Source organism: Dactylosporangium sp. NPDC049525, assembly GCF_040676755.1.
Taxonomy (GTDB): domain Bacteria; phylum Actinomycetota; class Actinomycetes; order Mycobacteriales; family Micromonosporaceae; genus Dactylosporangium.
In genome coordinates this window covers 112,858-128,245 of record NZ_JBFAPO010000005.1, presented here as the reverse complement: position 1 = coordinate 128,245, position 15,388 = coordinate 112,858, and the positions used below count along the sequence as shown (strand labels likewise).

The 15,388-nt window shown below is 75.1% G+C and carries 10 protein-coding genes; 2 read left to right on the top strand and 8 right to left on the bottom strand.

The genetic code is table 11. The features are described 5' to 3' along the window. Positions 1 to 65: 65 nt before the first annotated feature. On the top strand, positions 66 to 1,742 hold the full coding sequence (locus AB0K00_RS10970; protein ID WP_363518552.1) for an ABC-F family ATP-binding cassette domain-containing protein: 1,677 nt from the start codon (positions 66 to 68) through the stop codon (positions 1,740 to 1,742). A gap of 1 nt (position 1,743) precedes the next feature. Here the strand turns inward: AB0K00_RS10970 and AB0K00_RS10965 are convergent, their stop codons facing one another. The 6 genes from AB0K00_RS10965 to AB0K00_RS10940 all read right to left on the bottom strand — a co-directional run bounded on the left by AB0K00_RS10965 (position 1,744) and on the right by AB0K00_RS10940 (position 7,780). Next, a complete protein-coding gene (locus tag AB0K00_RS10965) occupies positions 1,744 to 2,391 on the bottom strand; it encodes a hypothetical protein (RefSeq protein WP_363518550.1) in 648 nt (215 codons plus the stop codon). Between the two features lie 76 nt (positions 2,392 to 2,467). Next, a complete protein-coding gene (locus tag AB0K00_RS10960; RefSeq protein ID WP_363518548.1) occupies positions 2,468 to 4,057 on the bottom strand; it encodes a hypothetical protein in 1,590 nt (529 codons plus the stop codon). Then, on the bottom strand, positions 4,054 to 4,932 hold the full coding sequence (locus AB0K00_RS10955; RefSeq protein WP_363518546.1) for an ABC transporter ATP-binding protein: 879 nt from the start codon (positions 4,930 to 4,932) through the stop codon (positions 4,054 to 4,056). The genes AB0K00_RS10960 and AB0K00_RS10955 overlap by 4 nt, the downstream gene beginning before the upstream one ends. Beyond that, complete coding sequence (locus tag AB0K00_RS10950) at positions 4,929 to 5,759, bottom strand: hypothetical protein (RefSeq protein WP_363518544.1); 831 nt, start codon at positions 5,757 to 5,759, stop codon at positions 4,929 to 4,931. Before AB0K00_RS10950 ends, AB0K00_RS10955 begins: the two co-directional genes overlap by 4 nt. Further along, positions 5,756 to 6,295: an RNA polymerase sigma factor gene (locus AB0K00_RS10945; RefSeq protein WP_363518983.1), complete on the bottom strand. Its 540-nt coding sequence runs from the start codon at positions 6,293 to 6,295 to the stop codon at positions 5,756 to 5,758. Before AB0K00_RS10945 ends, AB0K00_RS10950 begins: the two co-directional genes overlap by 4 nt. Before the next feature lie 54 nt (positions 6,296 to 6,349). Beyond that, positions 6,350 to 7,780, bottom strand: a complete 1,431-nt coding sequence (locus AB0K00_RS10940) for a glycoside hydrolase family 76 protein (RefSeq protein ID WP_363518542.1) — start codon at positions 7,778 to 7,780, stop codon at positions 6,350 to 6,352. A 126-nt stretch (positions 7,781 to 7,906) separates the two neighbouring features. Between AB0K00_RS10940 and AB0K00_RS10935 the strand changes: the two genes are divergently transcribed. After that, the gene (locus tag AB0K00_RS10935; RefSeq protein ID WP_363518540.1) at positions 7,907 to 9,598 is read left to right on the top strand and encodes a GDSL-type esterase/lipase family protein; all 1,692 of its coding nucleotides are present in this window, start codon (positions 7,907 to 7,909) and stop codon (positions 9,596 to 9,598) included. Positions 9,599 to 9,604: 6 nt separating this feature from the next. On the opposite strand, the gene AB0K00_RS10930 is transcribed toward AB0K00_RS10935, so the two are convergent. Both AB0K00_RS10930 and AB0K00_RS10925 read right to left on the bottom strand, forming a co-directional pair. Next, positions 9,605 to 9,988, bottom strand: coding sequence for a hypothetical protein (locus tag AB0K00_RS10930; RefSeq protein ID WP_363518538.1), 384 nt, complete (start codon positions 9,986 to 9,988; stop codon positions 9,605 to 9,607). Between the two features lie 35 nt (positions 9,989 to 10,023). Continuing rightward, positions 10,024 to 15,297 carry a hypothetical protein gene (locus AB0K00_RS10925; RefSeq protein ID WP_363518536.1) on the bottom strand — a complete coding sequence of 1,758 codons (5,274 nt, stop codon included), beginning with the start codon at positions 15,295 to 15,297 and terminating at the stop codon, positions 10,024 to 10,026. Positions 15,298 to 15,388: the final 91 nt, after the last annotated feature.

The following is a 15,388-nucleotide window of genomic DNA, read 5'->3' as shown; positions in this document are numbered from 1 at the left end:
ACGCCTGACCGGGGAACCGGCCGGGCCCTGTTCCCGTCCGCTCTCACACCCGCTGCGAGGCTCTCTTGCTACGCGCTGTCTCCCTGTCCAAACACTATGACGCCGAGCTGCTGTTCGAAGGCGTCGACCTCACCCTGAACGCCGGTGACCGGCTGGGGCTCGTCGGGCCCAACGGCGCCGGCAAGACCACGCTGCTGCGGATCCTGACCGGCGCCGAGAAGCCGACGAGCGGGCACGTCAGCCTCGCGCCGCGGCGGCGGATCGGGTATTTCGCGCAGCAGGTGCCGGATCCGGGTCTTTCCGTTCTTGAATTCCTGCGGGACGGCGAGGTCGACCGGCTCGCGCAGCGGATGCACGCGCTCGAGGGCCGCCTGGCGGACGACCTGACGCTGCTCGACGAGTACGGGCAGGTCCAGGACCGCTGGCTGGCCCTCGAGGGCTGGGCCGCGCCGCAGCGGCGGGCCGAGGTGCGGGAGCGGCTCGACATCGCCCACCTGCCCGACGACCTGCCGCTCGGCGACGTCAGCGGCGGCGAGCAGGCCCGGCTGATGCTCGCCCGGGTGCTGCTGTCGACCCCCGACGTGCTGATCCTCGACGAGCCGACGAACCACCTCGACGCGGCCGGCACGGCGTGGCTCGGGGAGTTCCTCGCGGCGTTCCGCGGCGCGGTCATGGTCGTCACGCACGACCGGGCGTTCCTCGACCGGACCGTGACCCGGATCGTCGAGCTCGACGGCATCCACACCCGGCCGCAGTGGTACGAGGGCGGCTACACCGACTACCGAGCCGAGAAGACCCGCCGCTGGCAGCGGCTCCTGCTCGACCATGAGGCGCAGGAGAAGTTCCGGCGGCGCCTGGAGGCCGACATCGCGACCACGAAGGACCAGGCCCGGGGCGTCGAGCAGACGGCGCGTTCGGGGCTCGGCTCCGACAAGCTCCGCCGGTACGCGAAGAAGGTCGCGAAGAAGGCGAAGGCCCGCGAGCGACGGCTGACCCGGCAGCTGACGTCGGCCCGCTGGATCGCCGAGCCGGCCACCCGTCCCCCGCTCGTCCTCGCATTCCCGTCACCGGACCCCGAGGACGCCGCGACGGATGGCTCGATCGACGCCTCGGTGGGCGGCTCAGTGGGCGGCCCGGTGAGCGGCCCGGCCGACACGTCGGTCATGACGGCCCGTGGCCTGACCGTGAAACTCGGCGCGCGGCGCATCCTCGACGACGTCGACCTGGACGTCCGCGGCCGCATCCTGGTCACCGGCCCGAACGGCGCGGGCAAGACGACGCTGCTGCGCGCCCTGTCCGGCGCCCTGCCCCTGGACGCGGGGACCGTCACGGCCGCCGCCGAGGTCGCCGTGCTCCCGCAGACCCACGACCACCTGCGCGGTGACGACCGCACGGTGCTCGGGTACTTCCGGTCCAGGGTTCCGGTGTACGTCGAGGAAGCCGAATCCCTGCTCGCGGCGCACCTGTTCGGCCCCGACGAGTGGGACCGCCGGGTGCGTGACCTCAGCGCCGGCGAGCTGCGCCGGCTGCTCCTCGCCGTCATCGTCAACAGCGGCGCTCAGATCCTCTTCCTCGACGAGCCCACCAACTACCTCGACTTCGAGGCGATCGACGTCGTCGAGGAGGCCCTCCGCGCGTACCACGGCACCATGGTGATGATCACGCACGATGCGTACTTCGCCCGGAACGTCGGCTTCGACCAGCGCTGGGAGGTCGGCGCCGGCCACGTCGCGGCGGCCTGACTCACGGAGCAGGGCGGCGGCGGGGTGGGCGCGGCAGGGCGGCGGCGGCCGCGGTGGCCAGGCAGACGGCGAGCACGACCGCGAGGCGTTGATGGGCGGCGGTCCAGTCGGGGCTGGCCACGAGGACGAACACCGCTGCCCAGCGCGGGGCGATCGCGAGCACGGCGACGACGACCAGCACGGTGGGCGCCGCGGCCGGGCTGGCGATGCCGCGCCGGGTGAGCCGCCAGGCGACGACGGCCGCAGCGACGGCGACCGCACCAACCGCCGCAGCCTCCAGCCCCAGGCCCGGTAGCGGCAGCGGGTCGGCGGTGCCCTCCTCCGCGCCGGCGACGGTGATGGCGACGGCCGCGGCCCACCACCCGGTCATGGCGGCGGCGGCCGCGACGGTCCGGACCGCGACGCCGTGCCACGCGGGCAAGGGCGCGGTCGCGGTGGTCGGCTTCGCGGGGTCGTCGAACAGGAACGCCAGGCCGACCGCGGCGCACGCCAGGCCGAGCCGGAGCAGGACGGCGAGGTTGTCGGCGCTGAGCGTCACCGTCATCACCGCGGGAACGGTGACGATCGCGAGGCCGGCCGCCATCGCACCGAGCAGCGGGGTCCAGCGGATCGCCCGGAGCGTCGGCCGCACCAGCGCCAGCCGCTTCACGGCAGGTCCACCCGTCCGCTCGCGCCGTGACCCACCCGCGGTCCGCCCAGGCGGCGCACCGGGGAAGGTGAAGAGGTCAGGTGGCGCATACAGTGCGCTCCCCGACGGGCGGTTCGGGGGCGATGGGCACACCGGCGAGGGTGGCGAAGCGGTCCGCCGGGGTGGCCGGGTCGGTCAGCTCCGTCCAGTGGGCGGCGACCAGGGCGCCGACCTCCGCGGGTGGGCGGCCCAGGGCGGCGAGGCCCGGGCCGGCGTCGCGGTCGGGGACCGACAGGTTCATGAAGGTGGTGAAGTCCACGAAGACCAGGCCGCCCCAGCTTGCGGCGTCCAGGTCGCGCAGGCCCTTGGCGGTCGCGGGGGTGGCCTGGCCGACGAGCCAGACGAGGAGGGCGCCGCGGGCGCCGCAGACGGTGCCGTTGGGGGTGAACGCGCTGCCGGTCATCAGGCGGTGCGCAACGCTAGCGGCGAAGGTGGCCTCGGAGGTGTCGTCGCCCCACCGCGTGCCGACCGGGATCACGGCCGGGGTGCCGGCGGCGGCCGCGGCGCGCTCCCAGGCGGCGTTGGCGCCGGTCTCGTCGGCGGCGACAACGGAGCCGGTCGGGTAGCCGTGGGCCCACACGCGCTGGCGGACGGCAAGGGGCGGGTCGGTGCCGGCGGCGGGCGGGACGGCGCGGCGGACGCCCTGGACGACCGCCTCCCAGCCGGTGATCCAGGCGGTGAAGTCGTCGAAGGGGCAGTAGGTGACGTCGCCGCGGCGGTGGCAGGTCTGCGTGGCGGCCGGGTTCTCGGTGGCGGTGACGGCGGCCCGGCGCAGGGCGTCGTCGGTGCGGAACTGCGCGGCGCCGGCCGTCGCGGTCACAACCGTGGCGAGGACCAGGGCGGCCACGACGGGACGGCCGCGGGCACCGGACCGGGCGACGGCGGCGACGGCGACGAGGGCGGCGAGGCCGGCGAGGTAGGCGAGGTGCCGCAGCGACGGGCGGTCGACCAGGTCGGCGGGCAGGGAGAAGGGCAGCTCGGTGAACATCACCGGCAGGAGCAGCCGCAGGGCGGTGTTGCCCCTGGCCGCGGCGACCAGGGCGACGAACGCGGCGACGGCGAACGCGAACATGGCGAGGGGGGCGACGAGCGCGGATCGCAGCAGCTTGGCGAGCAGGACGCCGATGGCGGCGAGGAGCAGCACGAAGGCCGGGGTCGCGGCGAGCTCGGCCGGGTCGGGGCGGCCGGCGGCGCCGGGGAGCAGGGCGAGGACGCCGACGCGGGCCGTGACGAGGGCGCCGACGGCGGCCGCGTAGGGCAGCGGGGCGAGCAGGAACGCGGCGGTGCGCCACGGGTCGGGCAGGACCAGGACCGAGTACAGCGCGTCGGTGTGGTGGCGGTGGGCCCGCAGCGCGTTGAGGTTGGCGACGACGAGGGCGCCGCCGCCGAGCAGGAAGATGCCGGGGATCTGCAGGTCGACGGCCTGGTCGTGGAGCACTGGATAGCGGTCGGTGGTGCCGGTGACAACGTCGTACACCCACGGGGAGACGAACAGCAGCAGCGCCGCGATCGTCAACGGGTGCCGCAGGAACCGCACGGACTCGACCCCGGCCAGCGCCAGCATCGCCCGGCGGCGGGGCACCCGGGCCGCGGGTGCGGTTGCTCGCGCGGCGACGGCGGTCGTCATGCGGCACCGCCGAGGTCGACGAGCATGAGGTAGCCGTCCTCGATGGTCGGCGGGAGCAGTTCCGCGCCGGGCGGCGGGTCGCCGACGTGACGGTGCAGGCCGGTGCCGGTGCGCCAGGAGGCGAGGGCGCCGGGCTCGCGGGCGGCGCTGGTCCAGACCCGGCCGGCGGCGAGCGCGGCGAGGTCGGCCGGGGTGCCGGTGAAGCGGACGGTGCCCCGGTCGATGACGACGACCTGGCGGCACAGCGACATGACATCCTCGGTCTGGTGGGTGGACAGCAGCACGGCGCGGTCCTCGCCGAGGTCGGCGAACAGCTCGCGGAAGCGCATCCGCTGCTGCGGGTCGAGGCCGACGGTCGGCTCGTCGAGGATGAGCAGGTCGGGGTCGCCGACGAGGGCGGCGGCGAGGGCGACCCGCTGGCGCATGCCGCCGGACAGCGCCCGGATGCGGGTGCGGCGCTGGTCGTCGAGGCCGACGGCGGACAGGACGCGGCGGACCTCGGCGTGGCGGTCGCCGCGGTGGGTGAGCTCCTTGAGGATCGCGACGTAGTCGACGAACTCGAACGCGGTGAAGCCGGGGTGGAAGCCGGGGTCCTGGGGCAGGTACCCGAGGCGGCGGCGGACGGCGAGCCGCCCGGGTGCGGTGAGCGGGTCGTGGCCGAGGACGCGCAGCGAGCCGGCGTCGGGGTTGAGGGCGGTGGCGAGGATCCGCAGGAGCGTGGTCTTGCCGGCGCCGTTGGGGCCGAGCAGGCCGGTGACGCCGGTGCCGAGGGTGAGCGTGACACCGTCGAGGGCGGCCTTCCGCCCGTAGCGCAGGACCAGGCCGTCGGCGCGCACGGCGACGTCGATCCCTGGTGCGGCCGCGTCGATGCTCATCGGAACCTCCTGGGGGTGGCCCGGGGGAACAGCCGGGACGTGTCGAACGCCGAGGCCCGCCGGGCGAGCACGGCGGTGGCGAGTAGGACGGCGATCGCGGTGCCGGACTGGCCCGCGACGGTGAAGAGCGCGCCGGTGGCGGCGAGGACGAGGCAGGCCCAGCCGGCGCCGACGGCGCAGGCCGCGGCGACGGTGCCGAACCTGGGGGCGAGCAGCAGGGTGAGCACGGTCAGCGCGAGGGACGGCAGGAACCAGCCGGCCGCACCGAGCCCGGCGCCGGGCAGGGCCAGGCTGGCCAGCGCGCACAGCACCGTGTTGGCGGAGACGACCGCGACGCAGCGCAGCAGGAGCAGCCGGAAGGACTGCATCGGCGCGACGAGGGCCATCTCATAGGTGGGGTCGATGCCGGGCCCGAACGACGCCGCGACCCCGGCGAGCGGCAGCAGGGGCGCCGCGGCGAGGAACACGACCGGGTCGGCGAGCCGGGCGATCGTGGCGGTCGTGGCGAGGGTCAGGGCGACCGCGACGAGCCACGACAGGTGCAGCGCCGGGGTCGCGGCGAGCAACCTGGCCGTGTGGTCGGGCACGCCGAGCGCCATCAGGAGCCGCTCGACCGGGCCGGGGACGGGTGCGTCGAGGGCGGCGTCGACGCGGGCCCAGCCGTCGTCGACCAGCCGTGGGTCGGCGGCGGCGGTGAGCCGGGCGCGGCAGCCGTCGCAGGCGCCGAGATGCGCCTCCACGGACCACAGCAGCGGCCCGGCGAGCCCACCACCGGCATACGCGTGCAGGTCGGAGTCCTGGAGGTGCCAGACGGCAGAACGTTTCATGCCAGCTCCTGCCGTAGTTGCCGGCGGGCCCGCATCGCCCGCGTCTTGACCGTGCCGGGCGGGATGCCGAGCAGCACCGCCGCCTCCGCGGTGGTGAGCCCGTCCAGGACGGTGGCCTGGATGACGGCCCGCAGCTCCGGGGAGAGCCGGGCCAGGGCACCGGCGAGGTCGCCGTGCTCGACGCCGTGCAGCACCTGCTCCTCGGCGGACGGCTCGTCCCGGCCGCGCAGGCGGGCGAGGAGGCGGCCGAGCCGGTGACCGGAGCTGCGCCGGCGCAGCGCGTCGATGAGGCGGCGCGAGCCGATCCGCCACAGCCAGCCGGCCACATCGCCCTCGGCCCGATACCGCGCCGCGCCACCGTGCCACAACTCCAGGAACGTCTCCTGGACGACGTCGTCGATCAGAGCGTCGTCGGCACACCTGTACCGCAGCCGCAACGTCAACCACACGGCGTGCCGCCGATAGAACGCCTCGAACGCCGCCCGGTCGCCGGCGGCGGCCAGCGCGAGCAGATCAGCGTCCTGCGGTGGGGGAATCACACCCCATCATCGGATCGGACGGCCCGATCGGTTCACGGGCGCGGCAGAAAACTACGGAGCGGCGTTGAGCAGGTCCACGGCGCTGTGCTGGCAGCTGTGGTTGGTGGCGGTCCGCGGTCCGGCCCAGTGGCTGCCGTAGGCGTCGATCGTGTCGCGGTCATTCGCATACGCACTGTCGGCGTTGCGCTGCAGATAGGTGTTGTACGCCCCGCCGGTGGCGCCGTTGAGCACGCCGAGCCCGCGGATCGCGGCGCCCTTGAACGACACCCCGTCGCCGGAGCAGGTGCTGCTCTCGTTGGGTTCGCGCAGGATGCCGCCCGGCGACAGGTAGCCGCTGGCGACCAGTGCGTCACCGATGCGCCGGGCGGTGGCCAGGGCGGCCGCGTCGCCGGTGAGCCGGTTGAGCTGGACCAGCGCGTTCATCAGGACGCCCTGGTTGTAGGTCCAGGTGACGGCGCCGTTGTTGCGGCAGGTGCTGAGGCTGATCCCGTCGTTGACGAGGTTCGAGCCGTTGAGCATGCCGGTGCCCTGGAACCAGGTCCAGCCGGCGACGGCTCGCCCGCGGTACACGGTGTCGCCCGGGATCCGCGCCGACAGGGCCGCGTTGAGCTGGATGTAGAGGCTGTTCTCGATCGCGTTCTTGACGGTCCGGTCGGTCTTCCACCAGACCCCGCCGCCACAGCGGGTGGTGTCCCAGTAGGCGAACATGTGATCGGCGCCGGCCCGGGCCGTGTTCAGGTAGCGGCTGTCGCCGGTCGCGTCGTAGGCGGCCACCCACGCCAGGGCCCACCAGCCGGTGTCGTCGAGGTACTCGTTGCGGAACTGGCCGAGCTTCGCGTTCACCTGCTTGTCGTAGGTGGTGGCGATGGCGTACCGGTAGCTGCCCATCCCCGACCGTCGGCTGTTGTCGATGACGGCGGTGAGCGCATTGGCGCTGGTCCACCAGTCGTTGTTGCCGAACAGGCCGGTGCCGAGGTTGTACTGCATCATCAGGGCGGTGGCGGCGGCGGTGCGCCGGTCCCACGCGTTCCAGGTGCTGCGGGCCCACCCGGTGCAGGTCAGTTCGGGCCGGTCGCCGGCCTTGCCGCAGGCGCGCAGCGCGCCGACGCCGTTCGCGGCCCAGTTGTCGACGTTGAACTGCGCGGTGCGCCGGCTGGTGGCGCCGGCGGCCACGACCCCGGCGCCGAGGCGGCTGTCGACCCAGGTGCGGCCGCCGTCGAAGGACCGGTCCAGCCACACCTCGTCGCCGGCCTTGCCGTTGTCGAGGCTCCCCCACGCCATGGCGTCGGTGTCGTTGACGTGCAAGGTGATGCGCCGCCCGTACAGGGTGCTGCTGACCGGCTGCCGGTCGGACGGGGCGAGCGCGGCGTCGCGGCCGTCGCAGTAGCGGTTGCAGATCGTCGTGGCGGCCGCGGCGGGCGACGGGATGAGCACGACGGCGGCCAGGGCCAGCACGGGGGCGGCGAGCAGGCGCAGGGACACAGTTCCCTCCCAGGGGAAGCGTGGCCCGGACCGCCATCCGGTTTTCATCGACGATCCTCCACGCGTCTCGGTTCTGTCAACTCTTGACACAACCGGAGCACGCCGACACACTCGCCACATTCGTGAATGTCCGGCACGGAGGAGTCCACGTTGCGCAAGCTCGCCATCGCCCTCGTGGGCTGCCTGATCGCGGTCACCGCCGCGGCCGCGCCCGCCGGGGCGGCCGTGACGACCAGGCCGATCAAGATCATGCCGCTCGGCGACTCGATCACCTGGGGCGAAGGCAGCCCGACCACCTCCAGCTACCGGGCCCCGCTGTTCAGCAGGCTCGTCGGCGGGGCCGGCTACGCCGTGGACTTCGTCGGCTCGCAGCGGTCCGGGTCGCTGCCGGACACCGACAACGAGGGCCACTCCGGCTGGCGGATCGACCAGATCGCGGCGAGCGTCGACGGCTGGCTCGCGACCTACCAGCCCGACGTGGTCCTGCTGCACATCGGCACCAACGACATGAACCAGAACTACCAGGTGGGCACGGCACCGCAGCGGCTCGGCGGGCTCATCGACCAGATCCTCGCGGCGCGCCCCACCGCCACCGTCGTCGTCGCGAAGATCGTGCCCGCGCTCGACGCCACCATCCAGGCCCGGATCAACGCGTTCAACGCGGCCGTCCCGGGGGTCGTGGCCGCCCGTGGCGCCAGGGCCAGGCTCGTCGACCTTTCGACCCTCGCCGCGTCCGACCTCAACGACACGCTGCACCCCAACGACGCCGGCTACGCGCGGATGGCGGTGCGCTGGTACACCGCGCTGGAACCGGTCCTCGGCGACGGCCGCGACTGGCCCCTGCTGCGGGCGCCGTTCGAGGCGAGCGACCCCGCGCCGACCTGGCTCGACAGCGCCGGCGCGACCGTCGGCGTCGGCGGCTACTGCTGCGCCCTGACCGCGATGGAGTCCTCACCCCGGACCGAGGGCGTGTCCCGCAGCGGCACCGCCGCGCTGATGTACTCCGGCAGCGACAACTCCGCCACCCAGTCGTACTCCTACCAGCGGATCTTCGCCGCGGACCTGCCGATCGGCCCGTCCAGCGTGCTGTCGTACTGGATCTACCCGCAGCAGGCGACCGGCACGTTCGTCGCGGTCGACCTGCAGTTCAGCGACGGCTCGGCGCTGCGCGACTCCGGCGCGGTGGACCAGTTCGGGGTCCGCGCCCACCCGAAGCTGCAGGGCGAGGGCGGCAGGCTCGTGGTCAACCAGTGGAACCTGGTGCGGGTCAACCTCGGCGCGCTCGCCGGGCGCACCGTCACCCGCGTCGACGTCGGCTTCGACCGCCCCACCGGCACCGGCCCGTTCCGCGGCTACGTCGACGACATCGCCGTCACCGACGAGGGCGGCGCGTACCCGGGCGCCAACCTCACCCGCGGCGCCACGGTCACCGGCAGCGCCGCGTGCGCCGCCACCGAGACCCCGGCGAAGGCGATCGACGGCGGGACCACCGGCAACAGCAAGTGGTGCAGCGGCGCCGCCGGCGCCTCCCTGCAGATCGACCTCGGCGCCGCCCGCACGCTGCGCCGGTTCGTGGTCCGGCACGCATCCGCCGGCGGCGAGGCCCAGGCGTTGAACACCCGCGCCTTCACCATCCAGGTCAGCGCCGACGCCGCGACGTGGACGACCGCGGTGACCGTCACCGCGAACACCGACGGCGTGACATCCCACCGGGTCACCGCGGTGACCGCCCGCTACGTGCGCCTGGTCGTCACCACCCCGACCCAGACCGCCGACGCCGCCACCAGGATCTACGAGGTCGAGGTGGAAGGCGCCTGAGCGGGGTCAGGGGCCGCCGTAGCCGGGACTGGTGTCGGCCTCGTCGTCGATGACGAACGACGGGCCGATCCGGTCGCACAGCACCTTCGGATCCAGCGGCTCCCAGCCAGTGCCGCCGACGGAACGCAGGTAGGTGCAACCGTCGCCCCACCAGCTGGGCTCGTACACCACGACGTCGACCCGCTCGCCGACGAACCGGAGCCGGACCTGGTCGGCGACGACGCCCGCCTCGTCGTCCAGGTCGGAGCCGCCCACCGTCAGCAGGACCAGCAGCCCGCCGTCGTCCTCGCGCCAGGCCCGCAGGTGGCCGCCGCGGCGCAGCTCGCCGCAGCCTGCCACGTGGACCGTGTAGGTGAAACCGTGCTCGTCGTGCACCAGTGTTGCAACCACGTCTGTCAATATTACGCGCGGTCGGGCACCCGGGGTCAGCGCATGCCGCGGTAGACGCCGCGCAGCCGGTCGAGACGCTGGCGCTGCTCGTAGGTGGCGCCGAGGGCGATGAGCAGCAGGCCGGTGCCGCCGAACAGCAGCAGGAGCATCCAGACGGGCAAGCCGATGCGCAGCAGCTCGTTGGCGGTGGCGATGATCGTCACCGCGGAGCCGACCGCGACCGGCGCCTTCTGCTGGCGGACGGCGCCGATCGCGACGGTGATGACCCCGGCGAGGATCAGCAGGACGCGGCGCAGCTCCGGGGAGTTCTCGTCGGCGACCGCGAGGGCGAGGCTCGGTGCGAAGCCGGCGACCAGCGCCGGGCCGTAGGCGAGCCAGCTGCCCAGTTCGGGACGGCGGCGGATCTCCAGCAGCCCGGTGATGAGCGCGAGGACCGCGAACGGCAGCGTGTACGCCTCGATCACGGCCACCTTGACCGTGATGAGCAGCAGCCAGATCGCGATCAGCTCGGCGACCGACGCGGCGATGATGAGCACGACGCGTTGCTGGCCGCTGCGGCCCTTGCGGGCGGCGGACAGGCCGAGGACCGCGCCGAGGGCGGTGAGGGCGGCCGCGGTGTGCGCGGCGGAGCCGATGGTGAGCAGGACGGCGATGACCGCGCCGGCGTAGCCGGCCGCCTCGACCGTCATGGCCTCCCGGTTGATGCTGTTGCTGGGCCGCAGGCGGGGCAGCGCGGCGCCGAGCACCAGCAGCATCGTCGCGACGATCAGCAGCGGGAACGCGCACTGCCGCAGCTCCAGGCCGGCGGCGAGCCCGGCGGCGAGGGCGAACCCTTGCGCCGTCGACGCGGCGACGTGCCAGCCGAGCATGCGGCCGTTGGGTGTGCGGCCCCAGATCCCGGCGACCGCGCCGACGACGACCGACCCGGCGAGCCAGGTGAGGGTCTGCTGCTTCGTGGCGAGGCTGCCGGCACCGCCCGCGCCGGCGGCCAGGACGGCGATGACGAAGACGAGCCGGCGGGCGTTGATGAGCATCCGGCCGTCGGAGCTGTCGGCCTCCGGCGGCACGGTCAGTGCCAGGCCGAGACCGGCGATCGTGGCGACCAGCAGCGCCGCCGTCGGCTGCCACGGCCACGACGCGTGCAGCGCGGCCGGGGCGATGAGCAGGGTCAGCGCCCCGCTGGGCACGACGATCGCGACGGCGCGGCCGGCCACGGCCTGCCCGGAACCGCCGAGACCGACCGCCATCAGCGCGCCGGCGATGGTGAGCAGCGCGGCGGCGAGCACGTGGGTGCCGTTGCCCGCGTAGCGGCCGAGGTCACCGAGGTCGGACGCGGTCTGCGCGGTGCCTGTCCACGGTTTCTGGATCCACTTGTACGGCCCGGCGAGCGCCGCGTAGACGGCCGGCGCCACGAACACGACGACGATGAGCGCGGGCAGCCCGGCCGCGGCGGCGACACCCAGGGTGTACCCGCGGGGCGCCCGGACCTGCCGCCAGCGGCCGGCGGTCGCGCCGGAGCTGTCGGGGCGGAACCCGGACGACGGCACCCATTCGACGCTGCGCTGCCAGGTGACCCGCAGCAGCTCGGCGAGAACCCCGAGCAGGGCCGCGATGGCGGCGTAGACGACCGCGCCGTCCCGCTGGACGACCAGCGCGACGACGGCCGTGGTGGTCGCGCCGCCGGCGACCCCGACGGTCACGTACGGCAGGTACCCGGATGCCTGCTGGGCGCCGGTCGCGGCGGCGGCGAGGCCGACGGCGCTGGTCGCGAGCGCGGCGATGAGCACGGTGCTGACGTGGCCGGGGTGCAGGCCGCCGGCGGCCGCCGCGGCGGCACCGGCGAAGGCGAACAGGGCGGCGGCGACACCCGATCCGCCGACGAACGTGAGCGGGCCGTCGAAGGGGTTGCCCCGGCGGATCGCGGTGGCTCTGGCGAACCCGGCGACGAACACGCCGCTGATCGCGAGCGCCACCAGGGTGCCGGCGGTCGCGCCGGGCCGCACGAGGCTCGCGCCGGCGGCGAACATGCCGGCGACGAGGGCCGCGCCGAGCCGCATGTAGGCGGCGCGCCAGCTCTTCCCGGTGGCGGCCCAGGCGCCGATCCCGGTCGCGGCGATCCAGCCGACGACCATCGGGGACTGCCAGCCGAGGCCGAGGCCGACGGGCGCGCCGATGGCGGCCAGGGCGGCCGCCGCGGAGGCGGTGTCGTCGCCGTAGGGCTGCGGCAGCGCGATCGCGGCCGCCCCGGCGAGCAGCAGCAGCGCGATCGGGACCTGCCAGCCGTAGGTGGCGAGCTGCTGCGCGTTGGCGAGCCAGTGCGCATCGAGGGCCGCCCGCCACGGCGGGTCGGCGGCGCGGATCACCCCGACGGCGCCGATGACGGACATGGTGCCCGCGTATACGCCGGTGCAGACGCCGACGGTGGCGGCGCCGGCGACCGGGCCGCGGCGCCAGTCGTCGGGCAGGCTGCGGGCGGCGACCGCGACCGCGAACACCAGCAGCGCGAGGGTGACGACCTCGATGCCGTCGGAGGCGAGGGACACGGCCCTGGCCACGGCGCCGATCCCGGCGATCGTCACGGCGGCGGCCGCGGCGTCGGCGCCGGTGATGTCGGCGCCGAACGTCTGCCGGTCGTCCATCCGCGGCGCCGCCCACAGCATCACCGCGGCGATCAGCATCAGCAGGCCGATCATCAGGTCGATGGTGGTGGCGCCGTCGGCGCGCAGCACCGCGATCGCGACCGCGACGGCGCCGGCGGTCGCGCCGATGAGCAGCGGCGGGCTCTGCGCGCCCCGGGCGACCTGGGTGATCGCGGCGTACCCGAGGGTCACGGCGAGCGCGAGGAAGCTCATCACGAGCACGACGGTCGCGCCGCCGGGCAGGTCGCCAAAGACGATCGCGGCACCGGCCGCGGCGGCACCGGGCAGCGCGAACAGGGCCCCGCCGGCGGCGGCGTCGGACACCCTGCGGGTGACGAAGTCGCCGTTCGCGTCGGCGCGGTGCGGCCGCGGCAGCAGCGCGACGGCCGCGCCGGCGATGGCGATGGCGACGAGGGTCAGGGCGGTCGCGGACGGCCGGGCGAGGCTGGCGGCGGCCGCGTACAGGCCGAGGACCAGGGCGGCGCCGAGGCAGACCCAGGCGGTGTGCGACTCGCGGACCCGCATGGCCAGGGCGCCGGCGATGACCGCACCGGCGACCGCGATGGCCGGGATCATCAGCCAGCTCAGGCCGAACGCGGCCGGCGCGATGAGCAGCGTCAGGGCGGCGCCGATGACCGCGACGTCGGCGCGGAAGCGCTCCGGCGGCGGGACGGTGACGACCGCGCCACCGCTCCACACGTCCCGGCGGGCGGCCCGGGGGTCCGTTCCGCCGGGGCGGGCACCGGACGGGGATTCGGGCGGGGATTCGGGGCGCGGGTCGTCCCAGACGCCGGTGTGCGGCCCGCTCTGCGCGCCACCCAGCGGGCCGGGCCACAGGCCGGGTGGCGGGGTCGGCTGCGGGCGGTCCTCGGCGGCGGACCGCCGGCCGAACATGCCGCCGAGGCGCGCGCCCGGCCACGAGCCGGAGCCGAGCGGCACGTCGACCGGCTCGGTGCGCCCGCTGAGCATGAGGACACCGGCCGCGGTCAGCAGCAGCACCGCGAGGACGGCCTGCCAGCCGTCGGTCCCGACGGCGGCGTCGACGCGCGTGCGGTACGCGGTGAGGTCCGCGTTCCACACCGGCCACGCCGCCCGCAGCGGCGCGACCAGCGCGGGCAGCACGGTGACGACCAGCAGCAGGGTGGTGGCGGCGGTTGCGACCGAGACGGCGTAGCGGGGGCCGCGGCGGGCGTCGGCGGGCAGGAACGGTACCCCCGCCGCGGCGAGTGCCACGGCGAGGGCGAGGAACAGCAGCGTGAAGCCGGGGAACGCGACGGCGCCGACCCTGGCGAACGCGGCGATGACGGCGACGGTGGCGATGCCGGCGGCGATGTCGGGCACCGCGCCGCGCCGCCAGGACAGCGAGCCGGCCACGCCGATCGCGGCGGCGACGAGGGTGACCGCGGCGGCGCGGACGGTCTCGCCGAGGGCCTCGGTGGTGGCGAGGGCGCCGGTGGCGAAGACGAGGGCCGCGCCGAACGTGATCGCGAACAGCAGCCAGGCCGCGTCCCGCATGAGGGTGTCGGCGAGCTGGTCGGTCTGCAGGGTGTGGGTGGGTTCGGCGCCGGCCGGGTACTCCTGCCCGTCCGGCCCGGTGACCGCGACGGGCTCGCGCTGCTCGAGGCGGCGCCGGACGGACTGGCCGAGGGCGATGCCGAAGCCGAGGTCGATGAGGGCCACCCCGGACAGCGCGAGGGACCAGCCCACCGGGCCGCGGATGACGTCGAAGGCGAGCAGCGGCAGGACCGGCTGCAGCGCGATGAGGGTGGCGTACCGCGACGCGATGAGGTGGCTCTGCATGCTGTACACGGCCGCGATGCCGGCCGTGGCGGCGCAGACGATGCCCATGTACAGGCTGGTCTCGAGCCGGTCGACGCCGAGCAGCCCTTCGGAGCGCAGGACGTAGCCGTCGAGCAGGACGAGCAGCAGCGCGACCGAGGCGACGGTCTCCGCGGTGGCGGTGAGGCCGCGGCGGACCAGCATCAGCGGCAGTGCGAGCGCGCCTGCGGTGATCAGCGCGAGCAGGACGACCCGCCCGACGGTGCCGATCGCGCCGAACGCGTCGGTGGTGAGCACGATCGCGGCGCCGGCGAGGAGCAGGCCGCCGAGGGCGAGGACCGACGCCTGCATGCTCGAGGTGGTCGCCTCGGGCTCGTCGACCGGGGCGTGCGGGCCGGGGCCGCCGCCCGACGGCCGGCGCATCTGCGGCAGCGCCGCGATCCGGGGGCGCAGCGGCGCCGCCACCTGCCTGCGGTCCGGCGCCGTCGACCCGGCCAGCGCCGCTTCCGGCTCCTGTGGCGCCCTCGGCGAGTACACCTGCTGCTCTTGTGGTGCTCTTCGCTCTTCGGTCTGTCGCGCGGCCGGCGGGGTGCTCTCGACCTTCGCGCCACGCCCGAGCCGGGGCCGCCGGGTGCGGCCGGACTGCTCCTGGTCGATGGACTGGCGGACCTTGCGGCGCAGGGAGTCGCGCTGCGCGGAGGCGTGGGCGAGCTGGCGGCGCAGCTTCTGGCTGTCGTCGGTCAGGTCGCGTTTCTTCTGCTCCAGCGACGCCACGGTGCGCTGGAACAGGGCGAGCGCGGCGGCGTCCGGATCGTGCGGGCGGCCGCAATCGCGGCAGCCGGTGGCCTCACTGGCCGGGCCACCGCACGCCGGGCACGGATACGTCTCCACGCGACTCCTCCCCACGGGCCGCAGCCGGGGGTGACCGCGCGTGCGGCCACCCCCGGCTGTTCACGCCCTACTGGGAAGAATGCCTTGTTTC

Excerpts from the sequence above, each read along its gene's own strand:
- AB0K00_RS10960 (WP_363518548.1), bottom strand. The coding sequence starts at position 4,057 with ATGACGACCGCCGTCGCCGCGCGAGCAACCGCACCCGCGGCCCGGGTG.
- AB0K00_RS10955 (WP_363518546.1), bottom strand. The coding sequence starts at position 4,932 with ATGAGCATCGACGCGGCCGCACCAGGGATCGACGTCGCCGTGCGCGCC.
- AB0K00_RS10950 (WP_363518544.1), bottom strand. The coding sequence starts at position 5,759 with ATGAAACGTTCTGCCGTCTGGCACCTCCAGGACTCCGACCTGCACGCG.
- AB0K00_RS10935 (WP_363518540.1), top strand. The coding sequence starts at position 7,907 with ATGTCCGGCACGGAGGAGTCCACGTTGCGCAAGCTCGCCATCGCCCTC.